At 47.6% G+C, this 16,558-nt stretch carries 13 protein-coding genes and 1 pseudogene; 11 read left to right on the forward strand and 3 right to left on the reverse strand.

All coding sequences use genetic code 11. The features are described from left to right. The first annotated feature begins 47 nt into the window (after positions 1–47). From M1E06_RS02990 to M1E06_RS03015, 6 genes are all read left to right on the forward strand, one after another. Entirely contained in the window at positions 48–1,283 is a 1,236-nt protein-coding gene (locus tag M1E06_RS02990) for a PDZ domain-containing protein (protein ID WP_080131513.1), read from the forward strand. Between the two features lie 125 nt (positions 1,284–1,408). After that, positions 1,409–1,702, forward strand: coding sequence for a DUF5316 domain-containing protein (locus M1E06_RS02995; protein WP_020453090.1), 294 nt, complete (start codon positions 1,409–1,411; stop codon positions 1,700–1,702). 118 nt (positions 1,703–1,820) lie between these two features. Continuing rightward, entirely contained in the window at positions 1,821–2,054 is a 234-nt protein-coding gene (locus M1E06_RS03000) for a CsbA family protein (protein ID WP_020453089.1), read from the forward strand. A gap of 183 nt (positions 2,055–2,237) precedes the next feature. Beyond that, a complete protein-coding gene (uvrB, locus tag M1E06_RS03005; protein WP_020453088.1) occupies positions 2,238–4,223 on the forward strand; it encodes an excinuclease ABC subunit UvrB in 1,986 nt (661 codons plus the stop codon). Between the two features lie 7 nt (positions 4,224–4,230). Beyond that, positions 4,231–7,104, forward strand: coding sequence for an excinuclease ABC subunit UvrA (gene uvrA, locus M1E06_RS03010; protein WP_020453087.1), 2,874 nt, complete (start codon positions 4,231–4,233; stop codon positions 7,102–7,104). A 141-nt stretch (positions 7,105–7,245) separates the two neighbouring features. Continuing rightward, positions 7,246–7,638, forward strand: coding sequence for a VOC family protein (locus M1E06_RS03015; protein WP_031305052.1), 393 nt, complete (start codon positions 7,246–7,248; stop codon positions 7,636–7,638). On the opposite strand, the gene M1E06_RS03020 is transcribed toward M1E06_RS03015, so the two are convergent. Then, positions 7,635–7,865, reverse strand: a complete 231-nt coding sequence (locus M1E06_RS03020; RefSeq protein ID WP_043054487.1) for a hypothetical protein — start codon at positions 7,863–7,865, stop codon at positions 7,635–7,637. The genes M1E06_RS03015 and M1E06_RS03020 overlap by 4 nt on opposite strands. Before the next feature lie 214 nt (positions 7,866–8,079). Here M1E06_RS03020 and M1E06_RS03025 point away from each other — a divergent pair. From M1E06_RS03025 to M1E06_RS03045, 5 genes and pseudogenes are all read left to right on the forward strand, one after another. Continuing rightward, positions 8,080–8,407 (forward strand): annotated as a pseudogene (locus M1E06_RS03025) (DUF4870 domain-containing protein). Positions 8,408–8,432: 25 nt separating this feature from the next. After that, positions 8,433–9,527 carry a DUF4097 family beta strand repeat-containing protein gene (locus M1E06_RS03030; protein WP_020453084.1) on the forward strand — a complete coding sequence of 365 codons (1,095 nt, stop codon included), beginning with the start codon at positions 8,433–8,435 and terminating at the stop codon, positions 9,525–9,527. Positions 9,528–9,531: 4 nt separating this feature from the next. Then, complete coding sequence (locus M1E06_RS03035; RefSeq protein WP_020453083.1) at positions 9,532–9,732, forward strand: PspC domain-containing protein; 201 nt, start codon at positions 9,532–9,534, stop codon at positions 9,730–9,732. After that, complete coding sequence (locus M1E06_RS03040) at positions 9,729–10,088, forward strand: phage holin family protein (RefSeq protein WP_023856370.1); 360 nt, start codon at positions 9,729–9,731, stop codon at positions 10,086–10,088. The genes M1E06_RS03035 and M1E06_RS03040 overlap by 4 nt, the downstream gene beginning before the upstream one ends. Before the next feature lie 97 nt (positions 10,089–10,185). Continuing rightward, entirely contained in the window at positions 10,186–14,196 is a 4,011-nt protein-coding gene (locus M1E06_RS03045) for a metallophosphoesterase (protein ID WP_020453081.1), read from the forward strand. Between the two features lie 16 nt (positions 14,197–14,212). Here the strand turns inward: M1E06_RS03045 and M1E06_RS03050 are convergent, their stop codons facing one another. After that, positions 14,213–15,727: an MFS transporter gene (locus M1E06_RS03050; protein ID WP_217626239.1), complete on the reverse strand. Its 1,515-nt coding sequence runs from the start codon at positions 15,725–15,727 to the stop codon at positions 14,213–14,215. 184 nt (positions 15,728–15,911) lie between these two features. Further along, the gene (locus tag M1E06_RS03055) at positions 15,912–16,391 is read right to left on the reverse strand and encodes a MarR family transcriptional regulator (RefSeq protein ID WP_020453079.1); all 480 of its coding nucleotides are present in this window, start codon (positions 16,389–16,391) and stop codon (positions 15,912–15,914) included. Between the last annotated feature and the right edge of the window lie 167 nt (positions 16,392–16,558).

The following is a 16,558-nucleotide window of genomic DNA, read 5'->3' on the forward strand; positions in this document are numbered from 1 at the left end:
AATATCCAACGTTAAAAAGCTGCCGTATTTAAGGCGGCCTGAAATGCTTGGCTGAGGCGGTGAACGTTCCCTTGTCAGTTGAAGAAAGCTTAATTGAACTTTTAAAAGGAGCAGGATTGTTTTTTCTGCACCCGCTCTTCTATTTTATGATGATCATGAGTCTTGCTTACGGCTATGCCCGGATCAAACGTGAAAGAAAGACGTTTCATACGCGTATTGAAGATATTTATGACGAGTTTAAGTTTACATATTCTAAAGGACTCTTGGCGGGACTCGTGCTGTCCATTGTTTCGTTCGGCTTAGGGCTGTATCTGCCGATGGGTATGCTGGTTTTAATAGCGGCGGTCAGCGTTGCCGCAGCTTTAACTTTCAGACAGAGTCTGCTGTCAGCGGCATATACGCTTGGCGTGAGCATCGTCGCCGGTTTATGTATCGAATACACCGGTTTCGGAGCGCTTGACGCATTACTTCCGCAGCTGTCCCTCGCGAATTGGCCGGCTGCTGCCGTCTTGCTCGGACTTCTGTTGGTAGCGGAAGGAGTGCTCGTCTACAAAACGGCACATATCAAAACTTCCCCTGCGATCGTTATGAGCAAAAGAGGGCTCCCGATCGGCCAGCAGATTGCGGGCAGAACCTGGCTTTTGCCGTTGTTCATTCTCATTCCGGGACATGCGATCGAATCATCGGTTCCGTGGTGGCCCGTTCTGTCATTTAACGGAGGCTTTGAGCTCCTCTGGATTCCTTATTTCATCGGCTTCGGCCAAAGAGTTCAAGGATCGCTTCCGATTGAAAGCATTAAAATTACAGCGAAGCGCATCAGCGTGCTTGGTATTATCATTCTGCTGCTCGCGGCCGGAAGCGTATGGTGGACGCCGCTTGCCGCTCTTGCCGCCGGAGCGGCGATCGCAGGAAGGGCCTTTTTATCATGGAAACAGCGGATGAACGATAATTCCGCCCCTTTCCATTTTTCAAAGAGAGACCAGGGGCTCGTGGTGCTCGGCATTATTCCGAACACGCCGGCAGCCGATCTCGGTCTCAAGATCGGCGAAATCATCACGAAGGTTAACGGGATTTCAGTGAAAAATGCGGCGGACTTCTACGAAGCGCTTCAAAAGAACCGTGCTTTCTTCAAACTTGAAGTCGTCGGTTTAAACAATGAAATTCGTTTTGAACAAAGAGCTTCATATGAAGGAGAGCATCATGAGCTTGGCATCATCTTTGTAAAAGAAGAGGATGCGGCGATGAAGCACGCTGAGGCAGCCGCCTCACAAGAAACAGAATAATTGATGTTAATAAAGCGCCGCTTTTTCGGGCGCTTTTGCTTTTCCTTTTGGGGAATCTTTTTGGTTGTCTTTTACAAAACGTTCCGCTAGGATGATGGATAGAACCGATTGAAGGAGAATGATTGATGAAAAAGGCTTTTCTCGCCGGTGTTTTTGTTTGTTTGATAGCTGTATTGATTTCGGCTGCGGCCGGGGATTGGACGTTGATTTTCAAAGTTTCGGGATCCGCCGGACTAGGCGCAATTCTGCTGTCTGCTTTATGTTCCGGCGTATTTGTCAGCGGTGACCGGTTCAAGGGAAATCACGATTCGGAAACGAAGGAGCACAGGGAGTGGAACGGCAAACTGGCAAACGCACTCGCCGTTTTCGCCATGCCGAACCTCCTGGCAGCCGGAATCTCGTTCTTTTTCGCCTTTTAACGTCTGATTCCGAATAACGCGGCATGATAATGGACAAAATGAATGAGTGTCCATGTTTGTCCGTTTCTTTGTTCTTTAATATAATCGAATAAGATCAAGAAACGTGAGGAGGGTTTTTGTGTTTACAAAAGCCGTTTTTGCACTGATATTTCCTTTCTTGCTTGTCTTGTTTTTTACAAGGGTGACCTATAACCATTACGTCGGGATTGCGCTGACCGCAGCGCTGTTGTTCGCTTCATATTTAAAAGGTTATACGGAAACCTTTTTTATTGTAGGACTTGATATCGTCTCGCTCGTGGCCGGTTCACTCTATGCGGCGAAAAAGGCGGGCGAAAAGAAGGAAGACTCATAGAAATCGTAAGAATGATTGCCGTAAAGCCCTGCTTTTGATGACAAAAAGGAGGGGTTTTTTGATAGATCAGGAAGGGCCGGCTTTTGTGGGAAAACACAGAAACCGAACTTTAGTTCGTATTTTTACTTCGGGTGTGTTAAAATAATAAGCAGGAAGATTTCGTAAAGAAACGGAGGCTTTTTTGTGAAAGACCGCTTTGAATTAGTCTCGAATTATCAGCCCCAGGGGGATCAGCCGAAAGCGATTGATCAGCTTGTCAAAGGAATCAATGAAGGCAGAAAGCATCAGACGCTTTTGGGGGCGACCGGTACAGGAAAGACGTTTACGATGTCAAACGTGATTAAAGAAGTCAACAAACCGACTCTCGTCATCGCCCACAACAAAACGCTCGCCGGACAGCTGTACAGCGAGTTTAAGGAATTTTTCCCAAACAACGCAGTCGAATATTTTGTCAGCTATTATGACTATTACCAGCCTGAAGCTTACGTGCCTCAGACTGATACATTTATCGAAAAAGATGCCAGCATTAACGATGAGATTGATAAATTAAGGCACTCTGCCACGTCTGCTCTTTTTGAACGCAAAGATGTCATCATTGTGGCGAGTGTTTCTTGTATTTACGGCTTGGGTTCCCCAGAGGAATACAGGGAACTGGTGCTCTCGCTCAGAGCGGAAATGGAAATCGAGCGAAATGAGCTGCTCAGAAAGCTCGTTGACATCCAATATGCGCGGAATGATATCGACTTTCAGCGCGGAACATTCAGGGTGCGCGGCGATGTCGTCGAGATTTTCCCGGCTTCAAGGGATGAGCACTGCATCCGGGTTGAATTTTTCGGGGACGAAATCGAACGAATCAGGGAAGTGGATGCCCTGACAGGCGAAATTTTAGGGGAGAGGGAACACGTCGCGATCTTCCCGGCTTCCCACTTCGTCACGCGGGAAGAAAAGATGAAGAAAGCGATCATAAACATTGAAGAGGAGCTGGAAGAGCGCCTTAAAGCGCTTCGTGAAGAAGGCAAGCTCCTTGAAGCCCAGCGTCTGGAACAGCGGACGAGATACGATTTGGAAATGATGCGCGAAATGGGCTTTTGCTCGGGCATCGAAAACTATTCAAGGCATTTGACGCTTCGTCCGGCAGGTTCGACTCCATATACGCTGCTCGATTACTTTCCGGACGATTTCCTGATGGTCATAGACGAGTCGCATGTCACCATGCCGCAGATCAGAGGAATGTACAACGGAGACCAGGCGAGGAAACAGGTTCTCGTCGATCACGGATTCAGGCTCCCTTCCGCTTTGGATAACCGTCCGCTCAGGTTTGAAGAGTTTGAAAAGCACATTCACAACATCGTGTATGTGTCGGCTACGCCGGGCCCTTATGAACTTGAGCATACGCCTGAAATGGTAGAGCAGATCATCCGGCCGACGGGGCTGCTTGATCCGATCATTGAGGTAAGGCCGATTGAAGGGCAGATCGATGATCTGATCGGCGAAATCCAGCAGAGAATCGAGCGGAATGAACGCGTCCTCGTCACTACGCTGACGAAAAAAATGTCCGAGGATTTGACGGATTATCTGAAAGAAATCGGAATCAAGGTCACGTACCTGCATTCCGAGATTAAAACGCTGGAGCGGATCGAGATCATCCGCGACCTTCGCCTCGGCAAGCATGACGTTCTCATTGGCATCAACCTGCTGAGGGAAGGACTCGATATTCCGGAGGTTTCACTTGTCGCCATCCTTGATGCAGACAAAGAAGGCTTTTTGCGGTCTGAGCGTTCGCTCATCCAAACAATCGGCCGCGCCGCCAGAAATGCCGAAGGCCGCGTGATCATGTATGCCGACAAAATCACCAACTCAATGGAAATCGCAATCAATGAAACGAAGCGCCGCCGCGAACAGCAGGAGGCCTATAATGATAAACACGGCATTACGCCGAAAACGATCAACAAAAAGATCAGGGACGTCATCCGGGCAACTCATGCTGCTGAAGAGCAGGAAGAATATCAAGCAAAAGAGGAGCCGAAGCTTTCGAAGATGACGAAGAAAGAGCGGGAAAAAGTGATCGCTCAAATGGAAAACGACATGAAGGAAGCCGCAAAAGCGCTTGACTTTGAACGTGCCGCTGAGCTTCGCGACTTGCTCCTAGAGTTAAAATCGGAAGGATGAATGGAGAATGGCAACGAAACGAATTGAGGTGAAAGGTGCAAGGGCCCACAACCTGAAAAATATCGATGTCTCTATTCCGAGGGACCAGCTTGTCGTGCTGACAGGTCTTTCGGGATCAGGGAAATCATCCCTTGCGTTCGATACGATATATGCAGAGGGGCAACGGCGCTATGTCGAGTCTCTCTCCGCGTATGCCCGCCAGTTTTTAGGACAGATGGACAAACCCGACGTCGATGCGATCGAAGGCCTGTCGCCGGCGATCAGCATCGATCAGAAAACGACGAGCCGGAACCCCCGGTCGACAGTCGGAACGGTGACGGAAATCTATGATTATCTCCGGCTGCTGTTTGCCAGAATCGGAAAGCCGGTCTGCCCGGTTCACGGCATTGAAATTACCTCGCAAACGATCGAACAGATGACGGACAGAATTTTGGAATATCCCGAGCGCACGAAGATCCAGGTGCTCGCGCCGATCGTCTCGGGAAGAAAAGGTTCGCACGTGAAGGTGCTCGACCAAATCAGAAAACAAGGCTATGTGAGAGTCCGGATCGACGGCGAAATGAACGACCTCTCAGAAGACATCGAGCTCGAAAAGAATAAAAAGCATTCGATTGAAGTCGTCGTCGACCGTATCGTTATAAAAGAAGGGGTAGCAGCCCGTCTCACAGACTCGCTCGAAACGGCGCTCCGCCTCGGTGAAGGCCGCGTGATCATCGATGTGATCGGACAGGAAGAGCTGCTTTTCAGCGAACATCATGCCTGCCCGCACTGCGGTTTTTCAATCGGTGAACTGGAGCCGAGAATGTTCTCTTTCAACAGCCCGTTCGGCGCGTGTCCGAGCTGCGACGGCCTCGGGTCCAAGCTGGAAGTCGATGTAGAGCTCGTCATTCCAAACGATGAGCTGTCGCTAAAGGAGAATGCGATTGCACCTTGGGAACCGCAAAGCTCCCAGTATTATCCGAAGCTGCTTGAAGCGGTATGCAGCCATTATGGAATCGATATGGATGTTCCGGTCAGGGAGCTGCCGAAGCACCAGCTTGAAAAAATCCTTTACGGCAGCGGAGACGAGCAGATTTATTTCAGATATGAAAACGACTTCGGACAGGTCCGGGAAAACTACATTGAGTTCGAAGGCGTCATCCGCAATATCGAAAGGCGCTATAAAGAAACGAGCTCTGATTACGTTCGGGAACTGATGGAAAAATACATGGCCAATCAGCCGTGCCCTTCATGCAAAGGCTACCGTCTGAAAAAGGAATCCCTCGCCGTACTGGTAAACGGCCTTCATATCGGCAAAATAACCGAAATGTCGGTTTCTAACGCCCTTCAATTTTTCCGTGAACTTGAACTTTCGGAAAAAGACATGAAGATCGCCAACCTCATTTTGCGGGAGATTAAAGAGCGCCTTGGATTTTTGAACAATGTCGGGCTTGACTATTTGACGCTCAGCCGCGCCGCCGGCACTCTGTCGGGAGGAGAAGCGCAGCGGATCAGGCTTGCAACGCAAATCGGCTCAAGGCTGACCGGTGTCCTCTACATTCTTGATGAGCCGTCAATCGGTCTTCATCAGCGCGATAATGACCGCCTGATTGATACGCTCAAAAACATGAGGGATATCGGAAACACCTTGATCGTCGTCGAGCATGACGAGGACACGATGCTTGCCGCCGACTATTTAATTGATATCGGACCCGGCGCGGGCGTACACGGGGGAGAAGTGATCTCTGCCGGAACACCGGAAGAAGTGATGAACGATGATCAATCGCTGACAGGGCAGTACCTCTCAGGGAAAAAATTCATTCCTCTTCCTGCCGAGAGAAGGAAGCCTGACAACCGTTTTATCGAGGTAAAAGGCGCAAAGGAAAACAACTTGAAAAATGTTTCCGTGAAGTTTCCGCTCGGCGTGTTCACAGCTGTCACCGGGGTATCGGGATCAGGGAAAAGCACGCTCGTCAATGAAATTCTCCACAAAACGCTGGCTCAGAAGCTGCATCGGGCGAAGGCAAAACCGGGAGAATACAAAGAAATAAAAGGAATCGAGCACCTCGATAAAGTGATCGACATCGACCAGTCTCCGATCGGCCGGACGCCGAGGTCAAACCCGGCCACATATACCGGCGTGTTCGATGACATCCGTGACGTGTTTGCCCAGACGAATGAAGCGAAAGTCAGAGGATACAAAAAAGGGCGCTTCAGCTTTAACGTCAAAGGCGGGCGCTGTGAAGCCTGCAAAGGCGACGGAATTATCAAAATCGAAATGCACTTCCTGCCCGATGTATACGTTCCTTGTGAGGTTTGCCACGGAAAGAGATACAACCGTGAAACGCTTCAGGTCACATACAAAGGTAAAAACATTTCTGACGTGCTTGAGATGACGGTCGAAAATGCCGTTCAATTTTTTGAGAACATCCCGAAAATCAAGCGCAAGCTGCAGACCCTCTATGATGTCGGGCTTGGCTATATTACGCTCGGACAGCCGGCTACAACGCTTTCCGGGGGAGAAGCGCAGCGGGTCAAATTGGCATCTGAACTTCATCGCCGTTCAACGGGAAGATCACTCTATATCTTGGACGAGCCGACGACAGGACTGCATGTCGATGATATCGCAAGGCTTTTGGCCGTTCTGCAGCGCCTGGTCGATAATGGAGATACCGTGCTTGTAATCGAACACAATCTCGATATTATAAAAGCAGCTGATTATTTGATCGATTTGGGCCCTGAAGGAGGAGACGGCGGGGGGACGATCGTGGCCTCCGGACCGCCCGAAGAAGTCATGAAAGTTGAAGGGTCATATACCGGCCATTATTTAAAACCGATCATTGAACGCGACAAAAACAGAATGAAAAAGCGGCTTCAGGAAAAAGAAGCTGTCAGACCGTAAATAACATGCTGCCGATCTCACGTCGGCGGCTTTTTCAATGGCCGAATGATCAGCGGCAAGCTTTGTTCAAAAGATTTTCATTGCTCTTTTATTCAATAGCTGTTATAACGTAAAAAACAAACCATAAAGGGGGATGGGGTGATGAAGATCGATCGGATTGATCATCTGGTCCTGACGGTCAAAGACCTTGAAGCGACATGCGAATTTTACAGCCGTGTGTTGGGGATGGATGCGGTCACTTTTAGAGAAGGAAGAAAAGCGCTGACATTCGGCAGGCAAAAAATAAACCTCCACGAGGCTGGAAAAGAATATGAGCCGAAGGCACAGCACCCGGTGCCCGGCTCCCTGGACCTGTGTTTCATCACAAATACAGGCATTGATGATGTGATCCGTCATCTGGAAGGGCTGTCCATTCAGATTGAAGAAGGCCCCGCAGAGCGGACGGGCGCTGAAGGACCGATCGTTTCGGTGTATATCAGAGATCCCGACGGAAATCTGGTTGAAATATCAAACGAACTTCGTGAGAACGTTTAACGCTCAGTCCGGCTGATGTGTTTGGCCGCTTCAATCATACTGTTTAAAATGTGGGTGCTGCTGCTGTTGAGCAGAACCTTTAAATAGCGGATTTCGCTGGAAAGCGGAGGAGCGGAGTTGATCGCTTCCAATCGGTTCACGATCTCCTGATTCATCCTTTTTTGTTCCTGAATCAGACTAAGAAGCTGGGAGGCGGATGAGGTGGGTACTTCCGATTTCTGTTTCATAACGCTCGCTCCTTTTCTTTGGCTTTGCCACATATTTTAAAGGGTTATAAAAAAAGAATCTATTCATAAAATCTAAAAAAATCAATTCGCGAAGTTTGACGCACGCCGATCGAATGAAAATGAAACCTAAAGGCCAAGATACACGTAAACTGAGTATAAGGTCACTGTACATTAGACTCACAAGAACGCTTTACATCGATAAGGAGTGTTTTGCATGACGAGAAACAACGCACTGATTTCTGCAATTTGTTATTTTAGCGTTTTTTTTTGCCCCGCTTATTTTGCCAATCGCTGCGTATTTTATAACAGATGATCAAGAAACGAAAAAGCATGCGATGCGTTCGCTTATTTCGCATATTATTCCGTTTATAAGCGTAGTCATATTGGCAGCAGGCGCGATCAGCGGTTCGCTTATCTTTAATGACGGCGGTTATTTGGCGGTCATTTTCATGGTCGGAGGTTTTGTTTTTTTCGGGATCATCAGCTTGATTATTGTGGTCTGGAACGTTGTTCAAGGGATTAAAATGCTGACTCAGGCCTAAAAGAAGGAGAACGGGGGAGCTTTTCATGAAGCATGAGAAAGAGCGAATTTTAAAATTGGTCGAGGAAGGAAAACTGTCTGCGAAAGAGGCGCTGATCCTGATCGAAAAACTTGAAGAAGACTATAGGGAAACGGAGAGCAAGGTGACAGCTCTGTCTGAAAATGTCATTGATGCGGAAGACTTCTACAGCGAAAAGAAAAAAGAACCGAAGCCTTCAATCGGTTCCAAACTGTTCGAATGGATTGATACCGCTGTAAAAAAAGTGAAAGAAGCAGACCTGGATTTGAATTTCGGGCACTCGTTCGAGGTTCAGCATATATTCCAGTTCAAAGACTCCGATTTTTCGACTCTGGATATTCAGCTTGCCAACGGCAGCGTCAACCTTGTACCATGGAACGATTCCGACATCAGAGTCGAATGCCAGGCAAAAGTGTACCGCGCCGAAAATCAGGATGAAGCAAGGCAGGCTTTTCTCCAGCATATCGACTGCGGTGTGGAAGGCGATAAGTTCACGATCCGCACGGAGAAAAAAACAATGAAGACCAACCTTACCGTCTATATACCGGACAAAGAGTACGGCAAAATCCGCTTTAAGCTGTTTAACGGCCCGGTCAGAGGGGAACATTTAAACGTAAAAGAGCTGTCCGCCAAAACGACGAACGGCGTGCTGTCGTTCTCTGCTCTCACGGCAGGAAAAGCTTCATTGGAAACTGCAAATGGGCAAATCAAACTCGCCGACCATACTTGCGGAGAGATTGAAGCGGAAACCATCAATGGATTGATCGATCTTAAAGGTTCATGCGATGCACTTGACCTGCAGAGCTTTAACGGTAATATTGCTGCAACAGTCAAAAATCCGCACTGCCGGACGGCATACGTGAAAACAACGACTGGAAGCGTAGAGCTGAATGTTCCCCGGGACTGCGCTGTGACAGCGGAGCTGAAAAGCAATCTCGGTTCTCTGTCTCATGATCTGTCAGATGCGGAAATTTTAAAAGAAAAAAACGAGACAATCCAGAAAGAAATGTATCTAAAAGCAAATCAAAATCATGATCATAGCATGACTGTTTTTTTGGAATCGAAGACAGGATCGATCCATTTAAACCATACACAGGAGTGATACAATGAAAAGGCTATTTCGATCCGAAACAGACAGAAAGATTGCCGGGGTCGTCGGGGGTCTTGCTGAGTATTTAAATATGGATGCGTCATTGCTGAGAATCATTACGGTTCTATTATTTATATTTTCGACCGGAGTTCCCGTTCTGCTGATTTATATTGTCTGGGTATTCCTAGTGCCGAATGAAGGGGACGTCGACAGATGATGAAATGGATCATAAACGTTCTTGTCAATGCCTTATTATTAATCGTTATTGCTGGTTACTTTGATTCGGTTCACGTCAGAAGCATCGGGGCAGCCATCACGGCAAGTTTGATTTTATCGATCTTAAATATGTTTGTGAAGCCGGTGCTGGTGATTTTGACGCTGCCTGTCACGGTGATTACGTTAGGTTTATTTTTGTTTATCATCAATGCGATTACTCTTTATATGACCGCATCCATTATGGGGGACAGTTTTGACCTGGACGGCTTTGGGACAGCCATTTTTGCGTCGATCGTCCTGTCGGTTTTCCACTTGCTCATTCAAAAAGCAATTATCGAACCGATGTCCAAAAAATAAGTTGAAGTCTGATGATTCATCAGGCTTCTTTTTTTTGCACGGATGTCTCTTTCATAAAAATGATCTGTAAAGGCAAAATACGAAAGGGAGGTAGACGATGAAAAAGTACAGAAATCGCCAAACCCTTTTGTTTCTGGCCGCAGTTTTACTTTTTGCCTTACAGATGCCGATATCGTCCGCGGCGGAAAAAGAGCACATTCAGCTTAGTTCACCGGCCATCAGGCATACTTCTGTTGAACAAGTAAAAAAAGGAGACGACTTGTATTTTTCCGCGGAGGCGGCCGCTGACACGGTCATTCTGTATTACAAGCAGCATGCCGAATTGCCGTATCGGGGGATTCCGATGGAAGTAGAGCCGGGCAAACAGAACGGCTATATTGCCAAGTTGGAAAGCGAATCCATAGCATCCGACAAAGTCCAGTATTACATTGAGGCTCAGGCCGGTCGTTCCTCTGTGAAGACGGATGTGTATACTGTCGCCCTGAAAGGCGTACGTACGGATACACAAAAGCTTCCGGAGCTGTTGATCACGGAAATGGCTGTCGACACGTCAAACACCGGTGCAAAGGACGGCTATGAATTTATTGAAGTTTATAACAATACCAATAAAGCTGTTCATCTGAACAATTACAAAATGAAATACAGGCATCCTGAAAAGGGCAAGGAATCAGACACCGTCTGGCCTTTTGAACGCGATGATGTGACGATTCCTTCCGGTCAAACACACGTGTTTTGGGTGAAAAACCGCTCAAACGGACATTTGACGGAAGATGACTTCAATCAGCATTACGGTGTTCACCTTCGTAAAGGCAAAACGCTTTCTGTTCTCAAAGGGAGCGGCCTGGCGAATACGGCGCCGAGAGAGGTGATTATCTGCACAAACAGCGGGGAAGAGGTCGCATCCGCCCGTTATCAAAGCAAGCCGGATAAAACTGATGTCACTAAAAATAAAGCGCTTCTTTATCGATATCCGCTGGATGGAACGAAGCATATGAAAATGATATCGGCCGGGGAAGAAACACCGTCTCCTGGTTCGCTTCTGAAGGCGCAGGTTCCTTCACAGACGGTGACGGTCATGCCTGACAGAGAAAAGCCGGCGATCCATGATATGACGGATCATCAAGCGGTCAAACCGGGTGAAACGATTCAGCTCTTAGCTGACATGAAAGACAATCGGCAAGTGAAACAGGCGCAGTTTTTCTACCGTATGAATGATGATGAGCCGTTTACTGAAGTCCGTGTTGAAAAAAGCCGCAATGACGGTTTGTACCGCCACAATATCTATTTTGCCGAGCTCATTGGCAAAGAAAAAGTGGAATACTATATGCGGGCCGGCGATGGATCAAATGTTACGGCGACTGAAAAGAAAACGATACCGCTTGAACAGCGGATTTTAAAGGGGCTCAGGCTGAATGTAAGCGAAGGCGGAACCGTTTCCGGAAAAATGCTGTTGAAAGCCACAGCAGAAAAGCCGCCTTTTGAAACGACAATTCGGATTGACGGAATTGAACAAAAAAAAGGTGAATCAGCGCTTGAAAAAAAAGCCTACTTTGCATTCGATGTCAATCAAACAAATCTGTATTTTAAAAATGCTATAACGATCGGCAGAAGGGTTCAAAAAGTTTTTGACGATTCGCGCCGCCGGTATACGACCATTACGGTTCCGGTTTCTCCGGAGGAATTAAAAAAAGGAAAGCCGTTTGCGATTAAAGTTCGTTCAGGCACGAAGTCAACCCCATTTGAACAATCTGCAGAAGAAAACAGGGATGATTTTGTCCTCAAGAATCCCCGTCTTATCTTAGCGGATGGGACCATCATTCGCGATGAGCAGTACGACGATCCGAAAGCTGAGCTTCCGGCCGGCGACGGTCCAGGGGCGCGCGAATGGTATGAATTCCGTTTTTCGATTCCGGAAGCCAAGTTTACATCGCTTGCCAGTCAATGGCATACACAGGCCTGGGATGAAGGGCCGCACATCGTTGAAGCGGAGAATGGCGAAGAAAGGCTCATCCGCAGGGTGACGGTTGATAATACAGGCCCTGAGATCAAAACGTCACTAAAAGACGGCAGGACGTATAAAGGATCGTTTGAGATCAATGCGGTCGCACACGATAAATGGAGCGGTGTGAAAAGCATAAAAGCCGTTCTTGACGGCAAAAAAATAGCGCTTCCCTATTTTATATCTTCTGCCGGCCTGGATGCGGGAAAGCACGAACTGAAAATAAAAGCGGAGGACAGCGCCGGCAACCTGTCAATCGTGAAAAAGGCATTTTATATTAAAGAGGAAAAGCCGGACAAGCCAGCCCAGGTCAAAAATGCCCCCGGCAGCACACAAGCTAAGCTGGCCGTTCGCGTCAAGGACCCGACCAAAGATAAGATGAAAGTGTCATTCCATCAAGGGTTTCAGTACACTGTAAAAGACGAAGAGCACGTTGACGTGTCAGCGAACGAAAGCGGGACGGAACCTCCGCAAAGCTTTGCGGTCAGAGGGGAAAAGGCGCTGACAAAAGAAGAGCGCAGCGGCATGTCCGCACCTGACGGAAAAGGTTTTGAAACGTCATCAACAACAAAGTTTCCGTACCATCGCTTTGATGTCAAAGTGGATGAAAATACGGGGCCGAACGACAAGGTGGAAGTGCGGTGGCGAGGCAGTTCGCTTCCCGGCAGAAAAGTCTCCATGTTCGCTTGGAATTGGACGAGCAAGAGGTGGGAGACGCTGACATTCCATGTTGCAAAGGATGAAAAACCTTTCACCCTCAAAGGAAGCATAAAAGCTGCCGATTATATCCGTCAATCCAAGGCGAGCATCATCATTCAGGATCAAATTCAGCTTTCGCAAAATGACTATACATTTGTGTGGATGTCTGATACGCAATATTATTCGGAAAGCTATCCGCACATTTTTGAACGTCAGGTCAAGTGGATCGCCGAACAAAAGGATAAGCTGAACATTCAGTACGTCTTTCATACGGGGGATCTTGTGGATGAAGCGGATCAGCCGCTGCAATGGAAGCGCGCCGACCAGTTCATGAAAGTTCTCGACGACCATCAAGTTCCATACGGCGTGCTGGCGGGCAATCACGATGTCAGCCATAAAGACCGGTCTTATTTGAAATTCGGCAGGTATTTCGGGGAAAGACGTTTTAAACAAAAACCGCATTACGGCGGGTCTTATCAGAATAACAAAGGGCATTACGATCTCATCTCCAGCGGGGGAAACGACTATATCATGGTATCGATGGGGTGGGGAATCGGAAAAAAAGAACTGCAGTGGATAGATGATGTTCTGAAACGCCATCCCGATCGAAAAGCGATTTTGTCATTTCACGAGTTTTTGCTTGTCAGCGGAAGCAGAAGTCCAATCGGGGAGAAAATATTTGAACAGATCATCAAGCGGAATCCGAATGTGATCGCCGTGTTGAGCGGCCACTATCACAGCTCCAACTTAAAAGTCGACAGGCTTGATGATAACGGGGACGGCAAGACGGATCGCAAGGTGTATCAAATGCTTGCCGACTATCAGGGCGGTCCTGAAGGAGGCCAAGGTTATTTAAGAATTCTTCATGTAGATCCGAAGCATGACACGATCCATGTCAAAACGTATTCGCCATATCTTGACGACTATAATTTTTATGATCCGCACCAATTCGGCCCGAAAGACGAGTTCAACATCAAAACGGATCTGAAACCACGGAAGAAAAAGGTTAAAACCGATTATTTTGAGCTGAATGTCTTTTCGAACAAGGAAATTGGGAAAGCAAAAACGGTGAAAAGCGGAAAGACGGCTTCAGTGACATGGAAGGATTTACAGCCGAACACAACCTATTTCTGGTACGCCGCAGCTTCTGACCATTACGGCGGCAAAAGCAGATCTCAGATGTGGAAATTGACGACAAAAGATGACGGCATGAGATCCTTTTTGATAGATCAAACCGCCGGGGTGGGCTCAGCTCTGTGGCAATTGTCGGGGAGCCCCCCGCCGGCCGGCATGAAGTTAAAGCAAGCGAAACTTGAGCCGTCAGGTATGAAAAATCCCCCAATTGCTGTAATCGGCTTTTGGCTGGCTGCGGTATTCATTTGTGAACGTAAAAAGCATTTGTTTTCCTAAGGGGAGCAAATGCTTTTTAGTTTGTCACATCTTTTTTCAGACGGGTTGCCGTGTCGGCTTGTTTTTTTCTGTAAAGCGATAAAATGCTGACAGAAGCGATGACGGCAAGGGAGAGGACGGCGGCTGTGAAGTAGAGGTTAAAAAACCCCGTTCCTACACTTTCATGGATCGCTTCGCTTATAATGTCCTTTACTTTTGGGTCGGGAATCTGGCTGAGTGATTCGTTCAGACGCGCTACGTCCGACTCACCGCCTGTAAATTCTTTTATCGGCATCCCTGCATCATTCAGTTTTTGTTTGATATGTGTGCCGATATTTTCGTAGCCGGCCGTTATATATCCTGCATACAAAGCGGGCGCCAAGGTCATTCCCATCTGCCTGACGAGTGATAATGTGCCGAGCGCTGTCCCGTAATCCTGTTTTGCTGCCTCTGATACAAGCATATTTAACGGCGCGCCTAACAGAAAACCAAAGCCGACCCCTGCGATAATGCTTGCCAAAACAAATTCCCACTTCTCTGTCACCCAGACGGATAAGAGTAAAAACCCGGCGAACGAAATGATTCCCGAGAGCCATGCCGCTTTTACCGGTCCTTTCCGATCAGCGAGCATTCCGCCGAGCCCTGCTCCTATTCCCGAAGCCAGCGCCAGAGGCGTCATCCAATACCCCGCTTTTTCAGGAGCGACATGCAAATATTGTTCCGCATATGCAGGAATGAAAATAACGGCTGCCAAGAGTCCGCCGGATAAAAATCCGATAAAAAGCGTCCATTGAAACACCTTGTTTTTTAATAAGCTGTAGGCAAGTATCGGGTCGCCGCCTTTCAGTTCTATGCGTTTTTCATAAAAGATGAGTCCTGCAAACAGCGCGCAGCCGATCAGAAGAAAACAGTAAACCTTTGGATCGGACAGGACGGCAGACATGTGCTGTCCGTTTATATTCGTTATTCCGTACATCACAGCTAAAATCCCAAGAGACAACAGCACAGTTCCGGCCAGATCGAGCGGCTTCTGTGTTCCGCCTTTTGTTTCTTTCATCAATGGAACGCTGAGAATGATCAGCACTGCGGCAATCGGAAGGTTGATCAAAAACAGCCAGTGCCAGCTTCCGGTCATATCCAAAATAAAGCTGCCGATATTCGGACCGAGCACTGCCGCGATGCCGTTCATCGCACCTAAAAGCCCCAGTGCGGTTCCCTGTTTTTCTTTAGGCAGCGCAGTGAGAATATGCGAGCTTCCGATAATAAAGATTCCGCCGCCGCCAAGCGACTGAATCAGCCTTGCCAATAAAAACATCGGGAAGTTTTGGCTCAATGCAACCAGCAGCGAACCGGCGCCAAACAGCAAGACTTCGATGATAAACAGCTTTTTGCGTCCATACCGGTCAGACAGCTTTCCGACGATCGGGACGCTGACTGCCAAACCGAGCGTATAAAGTGTGATGCCCCAAGCTCCCCATGAGGGGGATACTTGAAAAGAATCGTTGATTGTCGTCAGTGCGGCTGAAATGATGCCATTGTCTAAAGCAGCCATAAACACGCCGATCGTAAATAATAATACGGCCCACTTTTGGTTCACACCATATATCCTCCTTTTTTATTAATTTAAAATGAATAATTCACTTTGAGTGAACTATTTTAATCATCCTTAAAAAAACACGTTTTGTCAAAAGAAATTTTTCAACAAAAAAAGCTGCGCCGTTTTCCGGGCAGCTTGTCTATTCATCGTCAGCTTTTAACGCTTTTTCAAGAATGGTAAGGCCTTCATTCACTTTGGTTTTTTCCTGTTCGTTCAGTTTCTGGAGCGCCTTTTTGAGCTTTTCGTGGCCCTTTTTGTAAAGGCTTCGAAAAATCCCCTTTGCATCTTCGGTTAGTTCAACAACAATCGTTCTCCGGTCTTGCTCGGAATGTGTTCTTTTGATGAAGTTCGCTTGTTCAAGGCGGCTGAGCAGTCCGGTCATATTTGAAAGGGAAGCGCCCATTTTTTCAGCGATTTCAGAGACTTTCAGTGTGCCGTGGTTGTTCAGAAGCATTAAAACTTTCATTTGCGGCATGCTGAGATCGAGCTTCATCCATTCGGAGACATCCCCCAGGCCGGCAGCGGTCAGTACTTTCATATAAAGAACCCATGTCTCTTTTTCTTCCGGGGTCAAAATGTCTTCGTTCAGCACGGTGGTATCATGGATATTGTATTTCAACGGTTCTTCACTTCCTTTTCGCGTTCCTCTTTACATACTACTGATTTTTCGCTTTGAAAGAAAGCCCAGGAAAAGAAGACTTCACCGAAGTGTCAAGGGGGGCCATTTTCAAAAAATGTTTTAGGTTCATTTTGAAAGTGATAGAATAAAGCTGAATGTCTAGTTCT

Source organism: Bacillus sp. AK124, from assembly GCF_053903085.1.

What these genes read in the sequence shown, in the direction of transcription:
- M1E06_RS02995 (WP_020453090.1), top strand. Translation starts at nt 1,409, where the DNA reads ATGAAAAAGGCTTTTCTCGCCGGTGTTTTTGTTTGTTTGATAGCTGTA.
- uvrA (WP_020453087.1), top strand. Translation starts at nt 4,231, where the DNA reads ATGGCAACGAAACGAATTGAGGTGAAAGGTGCAAGGGCCCACAACCTG.
- M1E06_RS03015 (WP_031305052.1), top strand. Translation starts at nt 7,246, where the DNA reads ATGAAGATCGATCGGATTGATCATCTGGTCCTGACGGTCAAAGACCTT.
- M1E06_RS03020 (WP_043054487.1), bottom strand. Translation starts at nt 7,865, where the DNA reads ATGAAACAGAAATCGGAAGTACCCACCTCATCCGCCTCCCAGCTTCTT.
- M1E06_RS03030 (WP_020453084.1), top strand. Translation starts at nt 8,433, where the DNA reads ATGAAGCATGAGAAAGAGCGAATTTTAAAATTGGTCGAGGAAGGAAAA.
- M1E06_RS03035 (WP_020453083.1), top strand. Translation starts at nt 9,532, where the DNA reads ATGAAAAGGCTATTTCGATCCGAAACAGACAGAAAGATTGCCGGGGTC.
- M1E06_RS03040 (WP_023856370.1), top strand. Translation starts at nt 9,729, where the DNA reads ATGATGAAATGGATCATAAACGTTCTTGTCAATGCCTTATTATTAATC.
- M1E06_RS03045 (WP_020453081.1), top strand. Translation starts at nt 10,186, where the DNA reads ATGAAAAAGTACAGAAATCGCCAAACCCTTTTGTTTCTGGCCGCAGTT.
- M1E06_RS03050 (WP_217626239.1), bottom strand. Translation starts at nt 15,727, where the DNA reads ATGGCTGCTTTAGACAATGGCATCATTTCAGCCGCACTGACGACAATC.